The following is a 16842-nucleotide window of genomic DNA, read 5'->3' on the forward strand; positions in this document are numbered from 1 at the left end:
CGCCGTACTGGTTTAAAGTTAATCCACTATAACTTATGTTATTGCAAAGGCCTCATCCTGTTTTTATTTTTCCCGTTAAACAGAAACGTCGTCTGAAACCGAAAATTAGGTTTCAGACGACGTTTGCGCTCAGGCTTCCTCTAAAAATCCGGTTTGCCTCAGCTTAGCCGATGATATTGGAAGCGCTCAACCAAGCTGCCTGACTGTCGTCAAATTTGGCGAACACGGTATTGCTGCTTGCACCTGCCGCTCGGTAGGCGAGGGTTTGAGATACAGAGTCGAAGACGAGGTAAGAACGGCCGGTGTCGTAATAATAAGGATTTTTGACGAACAGTTCCGACCAGCTCACATTTGCCTCGCTGCCGCTTAGCAGGGAACGCATACCGGACAGATCAAGCTTGTCCATATAAGGGTTGAAGTCGGTAATACGATCTATGCTGCCGTCGCGGATGTCTGAGGCGGAGAAAGCGACGGTATCTTTACCTGCACCTGTAACGATGGTATCGCTGCCCGAACCGCCTGTGAGGTAGTCGTTGCCGTCGCCGCCGTGGAGGTAATCGATCCCGTCTCCTCCATTCAGCCTGTCATCCCCGTCGCCGCCGTAGAGATAGTCGTTTCCGCTGCCGCCCGACAACAGGTCGTCTCCACTCATGCCGTAAAGGGTATCATTGCCGCCATCCCCGTTTAATTGGTTGTGGCCGCTGTTGCCGGTAATGGTATTGTCGCCGTAATTGCCGATGCCGAAAGTGTTGTTGCTGCCGGTCAGGGTCAGGTGTTCGACGTAGGTTGGGATTGTGTAGGAAACACTACTATATATCGTATCGACACCTTCTCCCCACCACTCAGTAACTGTATCTTTGACATTATCTACATGGTAGATATCATTCCCGTACCCACCAGACATGGTATCTGCACCGCTGCCTCCGTCCAAAGTATCATTGCCACTGCCACCATCAAGCAGGTCGTTACCTTCGTCACCGCGAAGAATGTCGTCTCCGTTACCGCCGTATAGGAAATCTCTATCATCCCCTCCCATCAGCAGGTCGTTGCCTTCGTTGCCGTATAGCGTATCGCTGCCGCGTCCTCCGCTTAATCGGTTATTGCCGCTGTTTCCCGTCAGAATATTATCGGCGTTGTTGCCGAATGCGAAGGTATTGTCGATGCCTGTTAGCGTTAGGTTTTCAACGTGGGTTGGCGCGGTATAGGTAACACTGCTGTAAATCGTGTCGATACCGCCGTTCATTTCCTCAATAACCGTATCGTTTACATTATCAACATGATAGGCATCATTTCCCAAGCCGCCGGCCATAGTGTCTGCACCGCTGCCGCCGTCTAAAGTGTCGTTGCCATAGCCTCCGTCGAGCAGGTCGTTGCCTGCATCGCCGCGCAGGATGTCATCACCTTGTCCGCCGTAAAGTTCGTCGCGATCATCACCACCCATTAATAGGTCGTTACCTTCCATGCCATAGAGCGTGTCGCTACCTCGCCCGCCACTCAAGCGATTGTTGCCGCTGTTGCCGATAAGGCTGTTATCGGCATTGTTGCCAAAGCCGAAGATATTGTCTTTACCTTCTAAAATCAGTTTTTCAACGTGGGTTGGCGCGGTATAGGTAACACTGCTGTATATCGTATCGTAGCCTGCATCTGCGTCTTCGACGACTGTATCTTTTATATTATCTACATAGAAAGTATCGTTTCCCTTTCCTCCGAGCATGGTGTCCATACCCGTACCGCCATATAAGATATCTTCCCCGTCATCCCCAGATAGAAAATCGTTTCCGCTTCCACCATTCAGAACGTCGTTGCCACCTAGTCCGCCAAGTCGGTCATCACCATCGTCGCCCCATAGATAATCGTTGCCATTTCCGCCAAGCATCAGATCATTGCCGCCTTTGCCATATAGACGGTTGCCGTTGGAATTGCCCGATATAACATTGTCTGCATCATTGCCGATACCTAACATACTGTTGCCCTGCAACTTCAGATCTTCGACATGTTCTGGTAAGGTAAAGTCGGTGCTGCTATAGATTAGATCGCGGCCTTCGTTTTCACGCTCGATGATGGTATCGCCCGCATTTTTACTGTAGTAAGTATCGTTCCCTAAACCACCGTAGAATATGGTATGTCCCGTACTACCATATAAAGTGTCATTACGGTCCGTACCGGTAATAACGACGGATTGGTTGTTTTTTAAAGAAAGCAATGTATCAGCCATAATAGTTCTCCTGTGGAAAAATGGATGGGAAGAGTGAATAATAAATTTATATCTATTTGACATTAAATAGATTTTTTCTTATATGGCATGATGTCGATTGTATCGGAGAAAACAATAATGGATAAGATATAATAATTTAAGATATTGTTTAATATGTTAATTTAAAATTAGAAATAATTAGGTGAGACATTTGGTGTGCCGATAATAGGGAAAGTAAAACTGAAAAGGTCGTCTGAAAACTGTTTTTCAGACGACCTTTTGTCGTTTTATTTCTCAAGAAAGTGAAGGAATTACGACCGAACCTGCCCGTCGCCCAACACTATCCATTTCTGCGAAGTCAGCCCGTGCAGGCCGACGGGGCCGCGGACGTGGATTTTGTCGGTGGAAATGCCGATTTCCGCGCCGAGGCCGTACTCGAAGCCGTCGGCGAAGCGGGTGGAGGCATTGACCATGACGCTGGCGCTGTCGACTGTGCGCAGGAAGGTGCGGGCATCGGTGTAGGATTCGGTTACGATGCTGTCGGTGTGGTGGCTGCCGTGGGTGTTGATGTGGGCGACGGCTTCTTCGAGGCTGTCGACGATTTTGACGGAGAGGATCGGGGCGAGGTATTCGGTGTCCCAGTCTTCTTCGGAGGCCGTCTGAATGTGGGGCAGGATGGAAAGGGTACGCGGGCAGCCGCGCAGCTCGACGTCGCGGGCGGCGTATTTTTCCGCCAATACGGGCAGGATTTCGGCGGCGCGGCTTTGGTGGACGAGCAGGGTTTCCATGGTATTGCAGGTGCCGTAGCGCGAGGTTTTGGCGTTGAAGGCGATGTTGACAGCTTTTTCGGCGTCGGCGGCGCGGTCGATATAGACGTGGCAGATGCCGTCGAGGTGTTTGATGACGGGCACGCGGGCTTCTGCGGCGATGCGGGAAACCAGCGACTTGCCGCCGCGCGGAATGACGACGTCGATAAACTCGGGACTTTGCAGCATGGCGCCGACGCTTTCGCGGTCGGTGTTTTCAATCAGGCTGACGGCTGCTGCGGGCAGGCCGTTTTCAACTAATGCCTGCGTAATCAGTTTGGAGAGCGCCATATTGCTGTTGAAGGCTTCGCTGCCGCCGCGCAGCACGCAGGCGTTGCCGGATTTGAGGCAGAGGGCGGCGGCATCGACGGTTACGTTGGGGCGGGATTCGTAAATGATGCCGACAACGCCCAGCGGGACGCGCATTTTGCCGATTTGCAGGCCGTTTTCGCGGGTGCGGAATTCGTCCATTTCGCCGACGGGGTCGGGTAGGGCGGCAATCTGGCGCAAACCTTCGCACATGGCGTCTATGGTTTTTTCGGTCAGCCGAAGGCGGTCGAGCAGGGCATCGTTCAAACCTTTCTGCGCGGCTTGTTCCATATCTTGGACGTTGGCGGCGAGGATGGCGGTTTGATGGTGTTTGATGAGTTCGGCGGCGCGCAGGAGCACAGCGTTTTTTTGCGCGGTCTCGGCAGCAGTAACAGTATAGGAAGCCTGCTTGGCGGCGGACGCAGTGCGGCGGACGTAGTCTTGGATGTTTTGCATGGTGTCTCTGCGGGGAAAGTGGGAATGGGTTGATGATAAGGTCGTCTGAACGGGAATTCAATACAAAACAGGGTGGAGGCGGCTAACTTGCGGTTTGTTTCACGGCAGTATGGAGTTTCGAGGTCAATGGTGGAAAGATCGTCTGAAGATTTGGAAGTGGGAATAACGATGGTGGATAAACACTGTATCGGGAATCGGTAGATTTCGTGGACAAAGCCTACGCTGGTTCTGCCTGAAAAGATAGGGCGAAGGAAAACAAGAAGCCTCTATGCCGTCATTCCCGCCTGCGCAGGAATGACGGCATGGATATTGCCCTTTAAATCTGCTTTGAAAGCAGGTTTCAGACGACCTTTTGCAGTTTACTCAGATTCCGTTTGCGCCAATTCCTCCGCCGCTTTTTGAACCATGTCCGGCGTGAGCTTGTTCAGGCAGTCGGTGTGTCCCAACGGGCATTCGCGTTTGAAGCAGGGCGAGCATTCGAGGTGCAGGCTGACGATTTTGGCTTTTGGGCTCAAGGGCGGGGTGTGGTCGGGGCTGGAGGAGCCGTAGGCGGCGACGAGTTTGCGGCCGAGGGCGGCGGCGAGGTGCATCAGGCCGCTGTCGTTGCAGACGACGGTGTCGGCGCAGGAAAGCAGGTCAATCGCTTCGGAAAGGTTGGTTTTGCCGCAAAGGTTGGTACAGAGGTCGTCTGAAAGTCGGTTGATTTCTTCGGCGATGTCGAAATCTTTTTGCGAGCCGAACAACCAAACCTGCCAGCCTTGCGCCAGATAGCGGCGGCCGAGTTCGGCGAAATGGCGCGCAGGCCAGCGTTTGGCGGGGCCGTATTCCGCGCCCGGACAGAAGGCGAGAACGGGTTTATCGGTGTTTAAGCCGTATTTGGCAAGCGCGGCGGCGCGGCTTTCGGAGGAAATGGTGAAACGCGGGTTATCGGAATGTCCGTTGAAGTCCGCCTGCGTCGGGTGGGCGAGGGCGGTGTAGCGGTCGACCATCAGGGGCAGGGCGGCTTTGTCGAGTTTGCGGATGTCGTTGAGCAGCAGATAACGCGATTCGCCGACGTAGCCGGTGCGCTGCTTGATGCCAGTGGCGAAGGCGATGAGGGCGGATTTGAGCGAACCGGGCAGGACGATGACTTGGTCGTAACCTTGTTTGCCCAGTTCGCGCCCGATGCGCCAGCGTTTTTTCAGTTCCAACGCGCCGTGTCCGAACGGGTTTTCAATAACGCGGCTGATTTCGGGCATACGATCGAACACCGCCATCGACCATTTGGGCGCGAATGCGTCTATGGTGCAGCCGGGATGGAGTTCGTGCAGGCGGCGGTAAAGCGGCTGGGTCATGACGCAGTCGCCGATCCAGCTCGGGGTGATGATAAGGATTTTTTTGGACATGGTGGTAGGGTAGGTTTGTATTGCGCGATATTGTAGCCGATTTAAAAAGGTCGTCTGAAAAACATTTTCAGACGACCTTTTTGCATTGTGGGCGATTAATGCCAACGGCTGTCGTTTTCGCACGGAATACCGTCATGATCACCGTCCATTTTGGTGTTTGGGCAGTTTTTGATAAAAAATTCTGCCTCTTCCAAAGAGTTCATTTGGGAACAGTGCTGACGACCGTCGCATTTGAATGCAGTGGTAGTGTCGGTGGTGGCAGCGGAGCCGGTTGAAGTAGTTGAACCGTGTTTGAAAGCAGTACGCCCGCTTGCCGCGTCTTTCCATGCCTTGCGTTCGGCTTTCATCTTTTCGGCAACTTCGGACACCATCGTAACCGGTGCAGCCGCCGTTGTTTCCTGTACCTGACGGCGGTATTCCTGCCAATAGTTCCAGCCGAACCATCCGCCTGCGGCCAAGAGGGCAATGACGGGGATGATCCACAGGAGTTTGGAAAAGGCTGCTTTAAAAGGCTCAGGCTCGGGGGCGAAAAAGTCGGCTTCGCCGATGCAGTCGGAAGCGAAGCAGATGTTTTCCGCTTCGTCGCGTCCGCGTCTGCCTTTGATAATTTCAAACGATACGCGCTGGCCTTCGGCGGGCGGGTGCGGCAGCGTGGTGAAGGCGGAGAGCGGGGCGAATATTTCCTTGCCCATGTTTTCTTCCCGGATGGCTCCGAACCTCCGATTATCGTTCCAGCGGATGATGGTTCCGTAATGACGCATTTTATCTATATAGAATAGTGGTTGTTTAGGTTGGTATTTTAAACGAAATCTATAAATGGACAAGAGGAGGGGTTGATATTTATATGTAAATTTCGGGTTTTTAAATTAAGAAAGATATTTTTGAAAACAGGTTGTTAATATTTTTATGATTGTATGAGTGCTTTGTTGTTGTCGTACCGGGGTCGTCTGAAAACTTGTTTTCATGTTTGGGGGAAACCCGTTTCGCTCGCTTTCAGACGACCTGTGCGATGCATCAAAGCAAAGGCTGCTGCCGCACGATGGCGCGGATGACGGCGCGGTTGGGGTGCAGGGCGGTGCGCAGGCGTTGGGACAGCGGCTGGGGCAGGCCGAGGATGTCGGCGGCAATGGCGGCGGCGCAGACGGGGGCGGTGGCGAGGCCGCGCGTGCCGTGGGCGGTGTTGATGTAGGCGTTCGGCAGGTAGGGGCAGGGGATGTTGTCGAGGCGGTAATTTTTGTCCAACGCGAGTTTGGCGTAGGCTGTCTGCATGGCGGCGATGTCGCCGAGCGCGCCGACGACGGGCAGGTGGTCGGGGCTGTCGCAGCGCAGGGCGGCGTGTCCTTGCGGCGGGTCAGAGAGGTCGTCTGAAACCGAACGAAGCGGGTTTTGCTCAAACAATGATTGCGCCAATGGCGGGTTGAGTTGTTGCAGGGCGGCGCGGTTGGCGGTTTCTTCGTGCGGATGCCAAGCGTCGTCGTCGCTGTTGAGGACGAAGGTTGCGCCGTAGCAGTGTTGCCCTTGCCAGCTCGGGCTTATGTAGCTTTCGCCGGATAAGGCGCAGCGCAGGCGTTTGGAAAAAACGCTTGCCGCCGCTACGCCGGTTTGCCCGCGGATTTGGCGGAACGGCAGGGCGGAGACGTTGGCATCGGCGGCGTTCGGGCTGTGCGCGCCCATGCAGTAGATGATGTAGGTTGCGCTGAAACTGCCGCACGGCGTGTGTACCGTCCAGTTTGCGTCGTCGTATTCGGCGGAGGATAAGGGCGTGTCTTCGTGCAACGCAATCAGCGGGTGATCCAGCAAGGCGCGGACGACGGCGGGCGGGTTCAGCCATACGCCCTGCGGCCAGTAGAGGCCGTCTGAAAAGACGTCTATGCCTGCGATTTGCGCGGTTTCGTCGGCGGACACGCTGCGGTAAAGGTGGGCGTGATGTTGCTGCAAACCCAATGCCTGATTGCGTTTGCGTTCGGCTTCGTCGAAATTGAGGTGCAACACGCCGTCGCCGCCCCATGCGTCGGAATCGGGCAACAGGTCTTGCAGCAGGCGGCGGGTGTAGCCGTAGCCTGCCAGCAGCAGTTCGGTCTGCTCGGTGTCGTGCGGCGAGATTTTGGCGTAGAGCAGCCCTTGGCGGTTGCCGCTGCCGCCTTGCGCCGCTTTGCCCGCTTCCAAAACGGTAACGCGCACGCCGTGTTCCGCCAGCTTGCGCGCGGTTGCGGCGCCGGCAATGCCCGCGCCGATAACCAGCGCGTGTTCGGGCGGGGTGGTGGCTTGAGGTCGTCTGAACCAAGGCTTGACGGGCTTGGGCGCGGCTTGCGGTACGGCTTCGGTCTGCCATTCGATACGGTCGAAATGTTCGTACAGGCTGTCGGCGCGGTGCGGCGGGACAAACCAGATATGTATGTCGGGCAGCAGGTTTTCCAGAAAGTTGACGCTGTTGAACTGAAGGCATTTTACGGCTTGGTCGAGGCGGGTTTTCAGACGACCTTCCAACTCGGTCGGGGCATCGGACAAAGGAAAATCGGGCATGCGGTTTTCGGTCAGACAGGCAACCAGATGCAGCGGCGCGGGATGAGTTTCGATCACGCGGGCAAGTTCGGCGGGAGCGGGCGGGGTGTTCCAAGCAAGGATGGGCATGGCGGGGTCGTCTGAAAAAGTGGGGAAACAGATAAAGGTATCTCAGTAATTTTTATCGTCTTTTATAGTGGATTAACTTTAAACCGGTACGGCGTTGCCTCGCCTTAGCTCAAAGAGAACGATTCTCTAAGGTGCTGAGGCACCAAGTGAATCGGTTCCGTACTATATGTACTGTCTGCGGCTTCGTCGGTTTGTCCTGATTTTTGTTAATCCACTATATTATCAATTTTTAGTGTAAATGATTGATGAATTTTGTTATTCCAGCCTGCGCGGGAATGACGGGATATGCGTATTTGGGATTTGAACGGATGGTTATTAAAGGTTGTCTGAAAACTGGGCAATCGGGTTTCAGACGACCTTTGGTGTTTATACGAGCTGTTCGCCCCAGTGTAATTTTTGGCGCAGGGTTCGGAAGTATTGGTAGTCGGTGGGATGGAGGATGCGCAGGGGGTTGTGGTAGCGGCGGATGATGATGCGGTCGAGGTTTTGTACGTCGATGAAGGATTGTCCGTCGAAATGGACGCGGGCGTCGCCGCTTTGGGTAACGAGGATTTCGATTTCGGAGGTGTCGGGGATGGCGATGGGGCGGTTGGTCATGGATTGGGGGCAGATGGGCACGAGGGTGAAGGCGTGCAAGCCTGCCTGCATGATGGGGCCGCCTGCGGCAAGGGAGTAGGCGGTGGAGCCGGTGGGAGTGGAGACGATGAGGCCGTCGGATCGTTGGGTATAGACGAATTCTTGGTTGATGAAGACTTCGAACTCTATCATCTGACCTGCGCCGCCGCGCGAGAGGACGGCGTCGTTGAGGGCGAGGGCGCGGTGAATGGTTTCGCCGTCGCGGACGAGGGTGGCTTCGATGAGGATGCGCTCTTCGGGCAGGTATTTGCCTTCGAGGACGGGCAGCAGCTCTTCGGTCATGTTTTCGCGGGGGATTTGGGTGAGGAAGCCTAAATGCCCTTGGTTGATGCCGATAACGGGTACGGCGCGGGGGGCAATTTCGCGGGCGACTGAGAGGAATGTGCCGTCGCCGCCGAGGACGATGACGAGGTCGCAGTGTTTGCCCAAGTCGGATTTGCTGACGATGTGGCAGCCGACGGTATCTTGAACATAGATGCAGCGTTCTTCTATGCCGATTTCGTCCAGATAGACGGTGAGGCCGTGTCCCTGCAGGAAGTGGATGAGGGTGTGGGCGGTGTTTTGGATTTCGGGGGTATTGGGGCGGGTTACGATACCGATGTTGTGAAACGGGCTGTTCATAGGCATGGGTCGTCTGAAAATTAGTCTATCCAGATGTCGCGTTCGAGCCGGTCGAGGCGTTCGTTGAGGCGGGCGACGTCGTCGCGCAGTTTGTCCACTTCTTCCATCCAGGCGGACAGGGTGGCGGCGTCGATAACGGGGGATTCGGGTTCGCGGGAAAAGTCGCTGATTTGCTCGGCTATGCTTTGTCCGATTTTTTTGACGGTTTGCCCGATGTTTGCGGCGCGTTCGCTGATGCTGCCTGCGAGTGAGTCGCCGAAGATGCGGGTGAGGTCGTCTGAAGCGTAGTAGCGCAGGCTGCCGAGTATGGGCAGGACGGTCATGCCGAGCATGAGGTCGCCTTCGAGGCTGATGTCGCCGACGCCGGGTTCTTGTCCGGTCAGGATTTTGCGGATGGCGCTTTGGTGGAAGGTGATGAGGGTGTCGGCGGGTTGGTCGGCGGTTTCGAGGAAGCCGTCGTGATTGATGTGTCCGGTCAGTCCGAATCCGGCGAGATTGAGGCTCAGGGTTTTGCCTGACAAGCGGGACAGGTCTTGTTGATGTTCCGGATTTTGCTGTATCAGGTGGTTGATAACGGGAAATAGGGCGGACATAGGGTGTTCTCGATACTTTCGGGCTTGGGGTTGTTAAGTAAGACTGTGTTTTTTGGTTTTGGTTTTGCCGCTGCCGAAAGGTCGTCTGAAACGGTTGCGGAGCGCCAATTTTACAGGCTTAATCCGTCGGCGGAAACGGTATTTACAATTTTGCCGCCGCCGGTGCCGTCGGGCGCGAAATCGGGCGGCGGGAGACCGAGTTTGGCGGCTTCGGCGGTGTAGAAATCGCGGCGGGTCGGGTGGCGCGGTTCGACGATGTTGCGGATGCGTCTGCCGTTTGGATGGAGGGTCGTCTGAAACAGGGTTTCGACGGCGATGTCGCGGTGGACGATATTGACGGGCCGGTTGCCGCCTTGGATGTTTTGTTTTTGAACGAGGCGGCTGACGGGGTGGCGTTCGGTGCAATAAAGCCCGCCCAGACGCAGGATGTCGATGTTCGGCACGCCGCTGTCGAGCAGGTATTGTTCGGCAGCAAGGATTTGGCGGGCGGACTCGGTTTGCGGATCGGGTGCGGAAGTTTCGTCGCATTCGCGCGCTTTATCGCCGTAAACACTGGTGCTGCTCGTGAAAATCAGATGTTGCACGTTGCACGCTCGGGCAAGTTCTGCCCATTGTTTGACGGTGTCGGCGTAATGCGTCAGCGAGGATGGCGGCAAGAGGCAGAACCAAACGGGTTTGTCGGCGTGTTGCCGCCAAAAGCTTGTATCGTGGGCAAGGTTCGCGCTTTGAAACATGTCGTCTTGATTGAGGTCGAGGGTGTCGAGGTGTATGGGCAGATTGATATCGTCCGAAGTCAGGCTGCGTTTGATAGCGGCAACGCGGCTGCCGTGTTCGTAAAGTTTCTGCGCCAAAGGACGGCCGAGATAGCCTAGGCCTAAGATAGATGCGTCGGGGGAAGTATTCATGATGTTGATGGTTCAGATGTAGTCTTTTACGTTCGGGCTTCTGCCGAACACGGCTTCGTGCGATTGGCGGATACAGAGCCGGTTGAACATGACGCGTTGGGTTTGGTCGTCGTCGATAATCTTCACTTTGCCTTGCAGTTTCGGCGCGTCATGATGGAAAGTATTTTTAAAATCGTGCCAGCGTGCGGCTTGCAGGTGGACGACGGCAAACATATCGTGGGAAATATTGACGCCGATGCTGATGAGTTCGGACGATGCCTGAAGGCAGAAACCGCTGTCGCCGAAGAGGCACAGCCCTGTATCGTCGGGATAGCGGAACAGCTCGATTTTCACGGCTTGAGGTTCGGCAAAAACGGCGCAGAACAACCGCTCAAACAGCGACGGTTGCGAAACGCCTTCGCTCAACATGCCATACAGCCCTGAGAGCCAGTTGACATAGCCGAGAAAGGAAAAATGGAAATCCTGCATGATGGATTCGATGCGTTTCGGGTCGCGGCGGCTGATGAGGCTGACGAACTCGAATCCCGCTTCGGGGAGCCGTGAGCGCAGGACTTGAAGCAGGCGGTAGGCAAACGGGTTTTGATGGTTGCGGGGATTGCGCAAAATGCCGAGGAATTTGAGCCGCAGCACGCGCCACAGCGCGTCAGGAACTTTGACTGAATCGGTTTTATCCAAACCCGCTTTGCTTGTTTTGGCGAAACTCGCTTCGCTCGTTTTCAGACAACATCCGGGCAGCGTGCGCAGGTGTTCGCAGGCATCTTCGTAGCCGCTTTCGTGGCGGTTGAACCAGCTTTCGAGGTTGTATTGGTTGCCGGTGTTTTCAACGAAAGTCAGCGTGTAGAGGTTTTTTGCCGCCAGATTGCCGATGATGTTGACGCTTGCCGCTTCAGGCGGGGCGGCCGGTTTGGCGGCGTGTTTGCGTTTTTTCCTTTCATCATGCGGCTGATGGGGATGAGTGCCAAACAAGGATAGGGGTAGCCGGTAAACATTTTGGTTTTGTGGGCTGACTTGGGGATTGTGCGCATGCTGCCGTTGCTCGGTTTGGGCGATATAGTGGTGTTCCTTGGTCGGATTCGCCGTCAAAAGCGCATAGGGCTTGCTGCTGCCTTCGGGGAGCGGCTGGTCGCCTAGGATGAAAACTTGTCGGGTCATGGCTTGGGAAAGGTCGTCTGAATGTACCGATTATAGTTTATCGGGGCAGAGGTATTCAAAATCCCTGCAATAGATTGGAACGCAGGTTTTATAGCCGATTGAAATAAAAGGGCTGTCATTCCCGTCCGTGTTTATTCAGGGACGGGAGAAGGCATTAATTGTTTTGGTTTGAATTGGCTGGATTGAGTTTTCAGACGACCTAAAACCGGTTTTTCAATTCCCGCAGCGCCGCGAACACTTCCAAACCGTTGTTCAATCGCTTCCCTGCCAATTCCTCAACCCGTTCGCGGACTTGGGGCAAATCGACCCGTAAAAACGGATTGATTTTGCGTTCATGCGCAAGGGTTACGGGCAGGGTCGGCGTATCTTCCGCCGCGCGCAAAGCCGCTTGAATATCGGGATTTTCCGGTTCGATAAATTCGGCGAAACGCAGATTAGAGGCGGTGTATTCGTGCGCGGGATAAAACAGCGTGTCTTCGGGCAACTGATTGAATCTTTGGAAACTGTCGTACAACTCTTCTATCGTTCCCGTAAACACCCTGCCGCAGCCGGCGGAGAATAAGGTATCGCCGCAGAAAACGTGCAGACCTTCGGCGTTTTCCAAAAGATAGCTGACGTGGCGGTCGGTATGGCCGGGCGTCGCCCACACGGTAACCAGCCCGTCGCCGAAGGGAAACTGCGTACCTGCCGTTACCGTATGCGTTGCCACATCGATATCCGCCTCGCCGTACACAGGCGATTCCATAAAGCCGTTTTTGAGGGATTGGACCCCGCCGATGTGGTCGTAATGCAGATGGGTAACCCACGTTTGCGCCAGCATCAGGCGGTTGCGGACGAGGAATATTAAAACGGGCGTGGCATCGGACGGATCGACGCAGGCGGCGTGGTTGCCATCTTGAATCATCCAAATGTAGTTGTCGTTTAGGGCTTGGACGGGTGTAATTTTCATGATGTGGTTTTCTGACTTGGAAATAGCAGATTTTAGCTGATGATGAAAAGGTCGTCTGAAAATCTTGAACAAGTTTTCAGACGACCTTTTATATGAACGGAGAAGAATGCGGCAGCAGGTTCGGATTATTTTTGGTCTATGTGTTCATATCCGGGGCAATCTGCATTGCTTGCCCAAAAGATACCGTCGCTGTCGAGATAGACGGAGCAGGCCTCTTTGCTTTTGTATCCGTCATTCGGCTTGGCTTCGAGCAGGAAGCCCGAAGCGGACGGATTCTCTTTCCCTTTTTGGGTGTTTTGATAGTTGAAAAACTGGATGGTGAAGTATTCGTTTTGAACCAAGTCTGTTACCGGGAAATTCTCAAACGTACGGTTTTGTGCGTAGAAGCGTTCGAGATTATGGGCATTGATCAGCAGCTCGGAACGGACGTTCTCCAAACGGCTTTTACGGATAAAGCGTTCGTAGGACGGATAGGCAAGGGTGGCAAGGATGGCGAGGATGACGATGACGATGAGCAGCTCGACAAGCGTGAAGCCTTTTTGTAATGTGTTTTTCATGATATGTCGTAATTTTTATTGTATGGGCGGGAATTCAGACTGTAATTATAGTTCTTTTCTCCCATTTTGAATGTTTGGATAAATTTCAGGATTGGGAAAATATGTAAATGCGTTGCAATATCTTGGAAATGGTTTTTTATAAAATGATTATAAAACAATTCATTATGATTTTATTTGATTTGCCGTTGACTTGGCTGGAGTAAAGGCTTGCAGTAAAATCCGCCCGTTTTCAGCGTTTTCGGCGCGTTTTCGGCGGATAAGTGTTGGGATTATGCGACATGAATCGGGTGCCGGATTGAACAGATGAAATGGATGAATCAGAAAGTCAGTTATGGCAAAAATCATTAATAAATGGACGGTTGGAATAACGGTTGCTGCGGTGCTTGGGTTTGCTTCGTGGTCTTATTTCCAGCCCGAACCTCAAACTTCTTACATCACGGAAACGGTCAAACGCGGCGACATCAGCCAGACGGTATCCGCCACGGGCGAGATTTCGCCGTCGAATCTGGTGTCGGTGGGCGCGCAGGCTTCGGGGCAGATTAAGAAGCTGTACGTCAAGCTCGGGCAGCAGGTTAAAAAGGGCGATTTGATTGCGGAAATCAATTCGACCACTCAGGTGAATACGCTGAATACGGAAAAATCCAAGCTGGAAACGTATCAGGCGAAGTTGGTTTCCGCCGAAATCGCGCTGAACAGTGCGGAGAAGAAATACAAGCGCGAGGCGGCTTTGTGGAAGGAAAACGCGACGTCCAAAGAGGATTTGGAAAGCGCGAAGGATGCGCTGGCCGCGGCTAAGGCAAACGTTGCCGAGCTGAAGGCTTCCATCAAGCAAACCAAAATTTCCATCAATACTGCCGAATCGGAATTGGGCTATACCCGCATTACCGCGACGATGGACGGTACGGTGGTGGCGATTCCGGTGGAAGAAGGGCAGACCGTGAATGCGGTGCAGTCCACGCCGACGATTATCCAGTTGGCGAATCTGGATACGATGTTGAACAAAATGCAGATTGCCGAAGGCGATATTACGAAGGTGAAGGCGGGGCAGGATATTTCGTTTACGATTTTGTCCGAACCGGATACGCCGATTAAGGCGAAGCTCGACAGCGTCGATCCGGGCTTGACCACGATGTCGCTGGGCAGCTACACCACCAGCACGGACACGACCTCCAATGCGATTTATTACTACGCCCGCGCTTTGGTGCCTAATCCCGACGGCAAACTTTCCATCGGTATGACGACGCAGAACACGATTGAAATCAACGGCGTGAAAAACGTTTTGCTCGTGCCGACGCTGACGATTAAAAAACACGACGGCAAATCGTTTGTCAGCGTTTTGGGTGCGGACGGTAAAGCTTCGGAACGCGAGATTACGGTCGGTCTGAAAGACAGTATGAACACCGAAGTGAAAAGCGGTTTGAAAGAAGGCGACAAGGTGGTGATGTCGGAAATGAGCGCGGCGGAGCAGGCTGAAGCGGCGCAACGCGCCATGCAGGGCGGTCCGCCGAGATAAATAGGCAACAGGTCGTCTGAAAGTTTTGTTTCTGAGCAAAATCCCCCTTTCAGACGACCTTTCCATTCCATACATCATTATCGGTCGGAAACACTTATGAGCTTAATCGAATGTAAAAACATCAACCGCTACTTCGGCAGCGGCGCGAACCGCGTTCATGTTTTGAAAGATGTCAGCCTGTCGATAGAGAAGGGCGATTTCGTCGCCATCATCGGGCAGTCCGGTTCGGGCAAATCCACGCTGATGAACATCCTCGGCTGCTTGGATAGCGCGACTTCGGGTTCGTATCAAATCGACGGCATCGAAACCGCCAAAATGGAGCCGGACGAATTGGCGGCATTGCGGCGCGAACGCTTCGGCTTTATTTTCCAACGCTACAACCTTTTGGGTTCACTGACGGCGCGGGACAACGTCGCCCTGCCTGCCGTGTATATGGGTATGGGCGGCAAAGAGCGTTCCACGCGTGCGGAAAAGCTGTTGCAGGATTTGGGTTTGGAAGGCAAAGAAGGCAACAAGCCCAGCGAACTTTCCGGCGGTCAGCAGCAACGCGTCTCCATCGCCCGCGCCCTGATGAACGGCGGCGAAATCATCTTCGCCGACGAACCGACCGGCGCGCTCGATACCGCCAGCGGCAAAAACGTAATCGAAATCATCCAAAAGCTGCATAAAGAAGGGCATACCGTGATTATGGTTACACACGATCCCGGTATCGCCGCCATCGCCAACCGCATCATCGAAATCCGCGACGGCGAAATCATTTCCGACAGTTCAAAAAATCCCGAAATCCCCGAAAGCAAAATAGAACGCATCAAAGAAAAATCTTCGTGGTTGTTTTATTACGACCAATTCGTCGAGGCCTTCAAAATGTCGGTGCAGGCGATTATGGCGCACAAAATGCGTTCGCTCCTGACCATGCTCGGCATCATCATCGGTATCGCCTCGGTCGTGTCCGTTGTCGCTTTGGGCAACGGTTCTGAGAAAAAAATCCTCGCAGACATCAGCGCGATGGGGACGAACACCATCAGCATCTTCCCCGGGCGCGGCTTCGGCGACAGACGCAGCGGCAGGATTAAAACCCTGACCATTGACGACGCCAAAGTCATCGCCAAACAAAGCTACGTCGCTTCCGCCACCCCGCAAACCAATTCTAGCGGCACGCTGACCTACCGCAACACCGATTTATCCGCCTCGCTTTACGGCGTGGGCGAACAATATTTCGACGTGCGCGGACTGAAGCTGGAATCAGGCCGCCTGTTTGACGAGGGCGATGTAAAAGAAGACGCGCAAGTCGTCGTGATCGACCAAAACACCAAAGAAAAACTCTTTGGCACAGACGTCAATCCCTTGGGCAAAACCGTCCTCTTCAACAAACGCCCGCTGACCGTCATCGGCGTGATGCAAAAAGAAGAAAACTCCTTCGGCAACGCCGACGTATTGATGCTTTGGTCGCCCTATACGACCGTGATGCACCAAATCACCGGCGAGAGCCACACCAACTCGATTACCGTCAAAATCAAAGACGACGCCAATACCCAAGTCGCCGAAAAAGGACTGACCGAGCTGCTCAAAACGCGGCACGGTACGGAAGACTTTTTCATGAACAACAGCGACAGCATCAAGCAGATGGTTGAAAGCACCACCGGCACCATGAAGCTGCTGATTTCCTCCATCGCCTTGATTTCGTTGGTGGTCGGCGGTATTGGCGTGATGAACATCATGCTGGTGTCCGTAACCGAGCGTACCAAAGAAATCGGCGTGCGCATGGCGATCGGCGCGCGGCGCAACAACATCCTGCAACAATTCCTGATTGAAGCGGTCTTAATCTGTATCATCGGCGGCTTGGTCGGAGTAGGGCTGTCCACTGCCATCAGCCTCGTGTTCAACCAATTCGTTACCGAATTTCCGATGGAAATTTCCATCGGTTCCGTCATCGGCGCGGTTGTCTGTTCCACCGCCATCGGCGTAGCGTTCGGTTTTATGCCCGCCAACAAAGCCTCCAAGCTCAATCCGATTGATGCCTTGTCTAAGGATTAAGTTTTCAGACGACCTCCAAACCCCAAAGGTCGTCTGAAAACCCCGTTTGGCTATTGTTATCACAATGAATATATAGTGGATTAACTAAATCAGGACAAGGC

Annotated in this window: 13 protein-coding genes; 2 read left to right on the forward strand and 11 right to left on the reverse strand. The window is 54.0% G+C overall.

Annotated features, from left to right (window positions below):
- Positions 1 to 163: 163 nt before the first annotated feature.
- The 11 genes from HMPREF2954_RS10780 to HMPREF2954_RS10830 all read right to left on the reverse strand — a co-directional run bounded on the left by HMPREF2954_RS10780 (position 164) and on the right by HMPREF2954_RS10830 (position 13194).
- Entirely contained in the window at positions 164 to 2215 is a 2052-nt protein-coding gene (locus HMPREF2954_RS10780) for a calcium-binding protein (protein WP_045073735.1), read from the reverse strand.
- Positions 2216 to 2505: 290 nt separating this feature from the next.
- Positions 2506 to 3765 (reverse strand): glutamate-5-semialdehyde dehydrogenase, encoded by a 1260-nt coding sequence (locus HMPREF2954_RS10785; protein ID WP_045073736.1) that lies wholly within the window; start codon positions 3763 to 3765, stop codon positions 2506 to 2508.
- A gap of 359 nt (positions 3766 to 4124) precedes the next feature.
- Positions 4125 to 5150, reverse strand: coding sequence for a lipopolysaccharide heptosyltransferase II (waaF, locus tag HMPREF2954_RS10790; RefSeq protein ID WP_045073737.1), 1026 nt, complete (start codon positions 5148 to 5150; stop codon positions 4125 to 4127).
- A 95-nt stretch (positions 5151 to 5245) separates the two neighbouring features.
- Positions 5246 to 5842: an excalibur calcium-binding domain-containing protein gene (locus HMPREF2954_RS10795; protein ID WP_321178167.1), complete on the reverse strand. Its 597-nt coding sequence runs from the start codon at positions 5840 to 5842 to the stop codon at positions 5246 to 5248.
- A 322-nt stretch (positions 5843 to 6164) separates the two neighbouring features.
- Entirely contained in the window at positions 6165 to 7781 is a 1617-nt protein-coding gene (gene mnmC1, locus HMPREF2954_RS10800) for an FAD-dependent 5-carboxymethylaminomethyl-2-thiouridine(34) oxidoreductase MnmC1 (protein WP_045073738.1), read from the reverse strand.
- A gap of 366 nt (positions 7782 to 8147) precedes the next feature.
- A complete protein-coding gene (locus HMPREF2954_RS10805) occupies positions 8148 to 9038 on the reverse strand; it encodes an NAD(+) kinase (protein ID WP_045073740.1) in 891 nt (296 codons plus the stop codon).
- 20 nt (positions 9039 to 9058) lie between these two features.
- On the reverse strand, positions 9059 to 9631 hold the full coding sequence (locus HMPREF2954_RS10810; RefSeq protein ID WP_045073742.1) for a ubiquinone biosynthesis accessory factor UbiJ: 573 nt from the start codon (positions 9629 to 9631) through the stop codon (positions 9059 to 9061).
- Between the two features lie 110 nt (positions 9632 to 9741).
- Entirely contained in the window at positions 9742 to 10536 is a 795-nt protein-coding gene (locus HMPREF2954_RS10815) for an SDR family oxidoreductase (protein WP_045073744.1), read from the reverse strand.
- 12 nt (positions 10537 to 10548) lie between these two features.
- Positions 10549 to 11688, reverse strand: a complete 1140-nt coding sequence (locus HMPREF2954_RS10820) for a hypothetical protein (RefSeq protein WP_045073745.1) — start codon at positions 11686 to 11688, stop codon at positions 10549 to 10551.
- A 199-nt stretch (positions 11689 to 11887) separates the two neighbouring features.
- Positions 11888 to 12637 (reverse strand): hydroxyacylglutathione hydrolase, encoded by a 750-nt coding sequence (gloB, locus tag HMPREF2954_RS10825; protein ID WP_045073747.1) that lies wholly within the window; start codon positions 12635 to 12637, stop codon positions 11888 to 11890.
- 125 nt (positions 12638 to 12762) lie between these two features.
- Positions 12763 to 13194, reverse strand: a complete 432-nt coding sequence (locus HMPREF2954_RS10830) for a type IV pilin protein (RefSeq protein WP_045073749.1) — start codon at positions 13192 to 13194, stop codon at positions 12763 to 12765.
- 331 nt (positions 13195 to 13525) lie between these two features.
- Here HMPREF2954_RS10830 and HMPREF2954_RS10835 point away from each other — a divergent pair, with 331 nt between their 5' ends.
- Both HMPREF2954_RS10835 and HMPREF2954_RS10840 read left to right on the forward strand, forming a co-directional pair.
- A complete protein-coding gene (locus tag HMPREF2954_RS10835) occupies positions 13526 to 14707 on the forward strand; it encodes an efflux RND transporter periplasmic adaptor subunit (RefSeq protein WP_045073751.1) in 1182 nt (393 codons plus the stop codon).
- Between the two features lie 96 nt (positions 14708 to 14803).
- The gene (locus tag HMPREF2954_RS10840; protein ID WP_045073753.1) at positions 14804 to 16741 is read left to right on the forward strand and encodes a MacB family efflux pump subunit; all 1938 of its coding nucleotides are present in this window, start codon (positions 14804 to 14806) and stop codon (positions 16739 to 16741) included.
- Positions 16742 to 16842 lie beyond the last annotated feature (101 nt).

Source organism: Neisseria sp. HMSC067H09 (assembly GCF_001814135.1).
Lineage (GTDB): Bacteria > Pseudomonadota > Gammaproteobacteria > Burkholderiales > Neisseriaceae > Neisseria.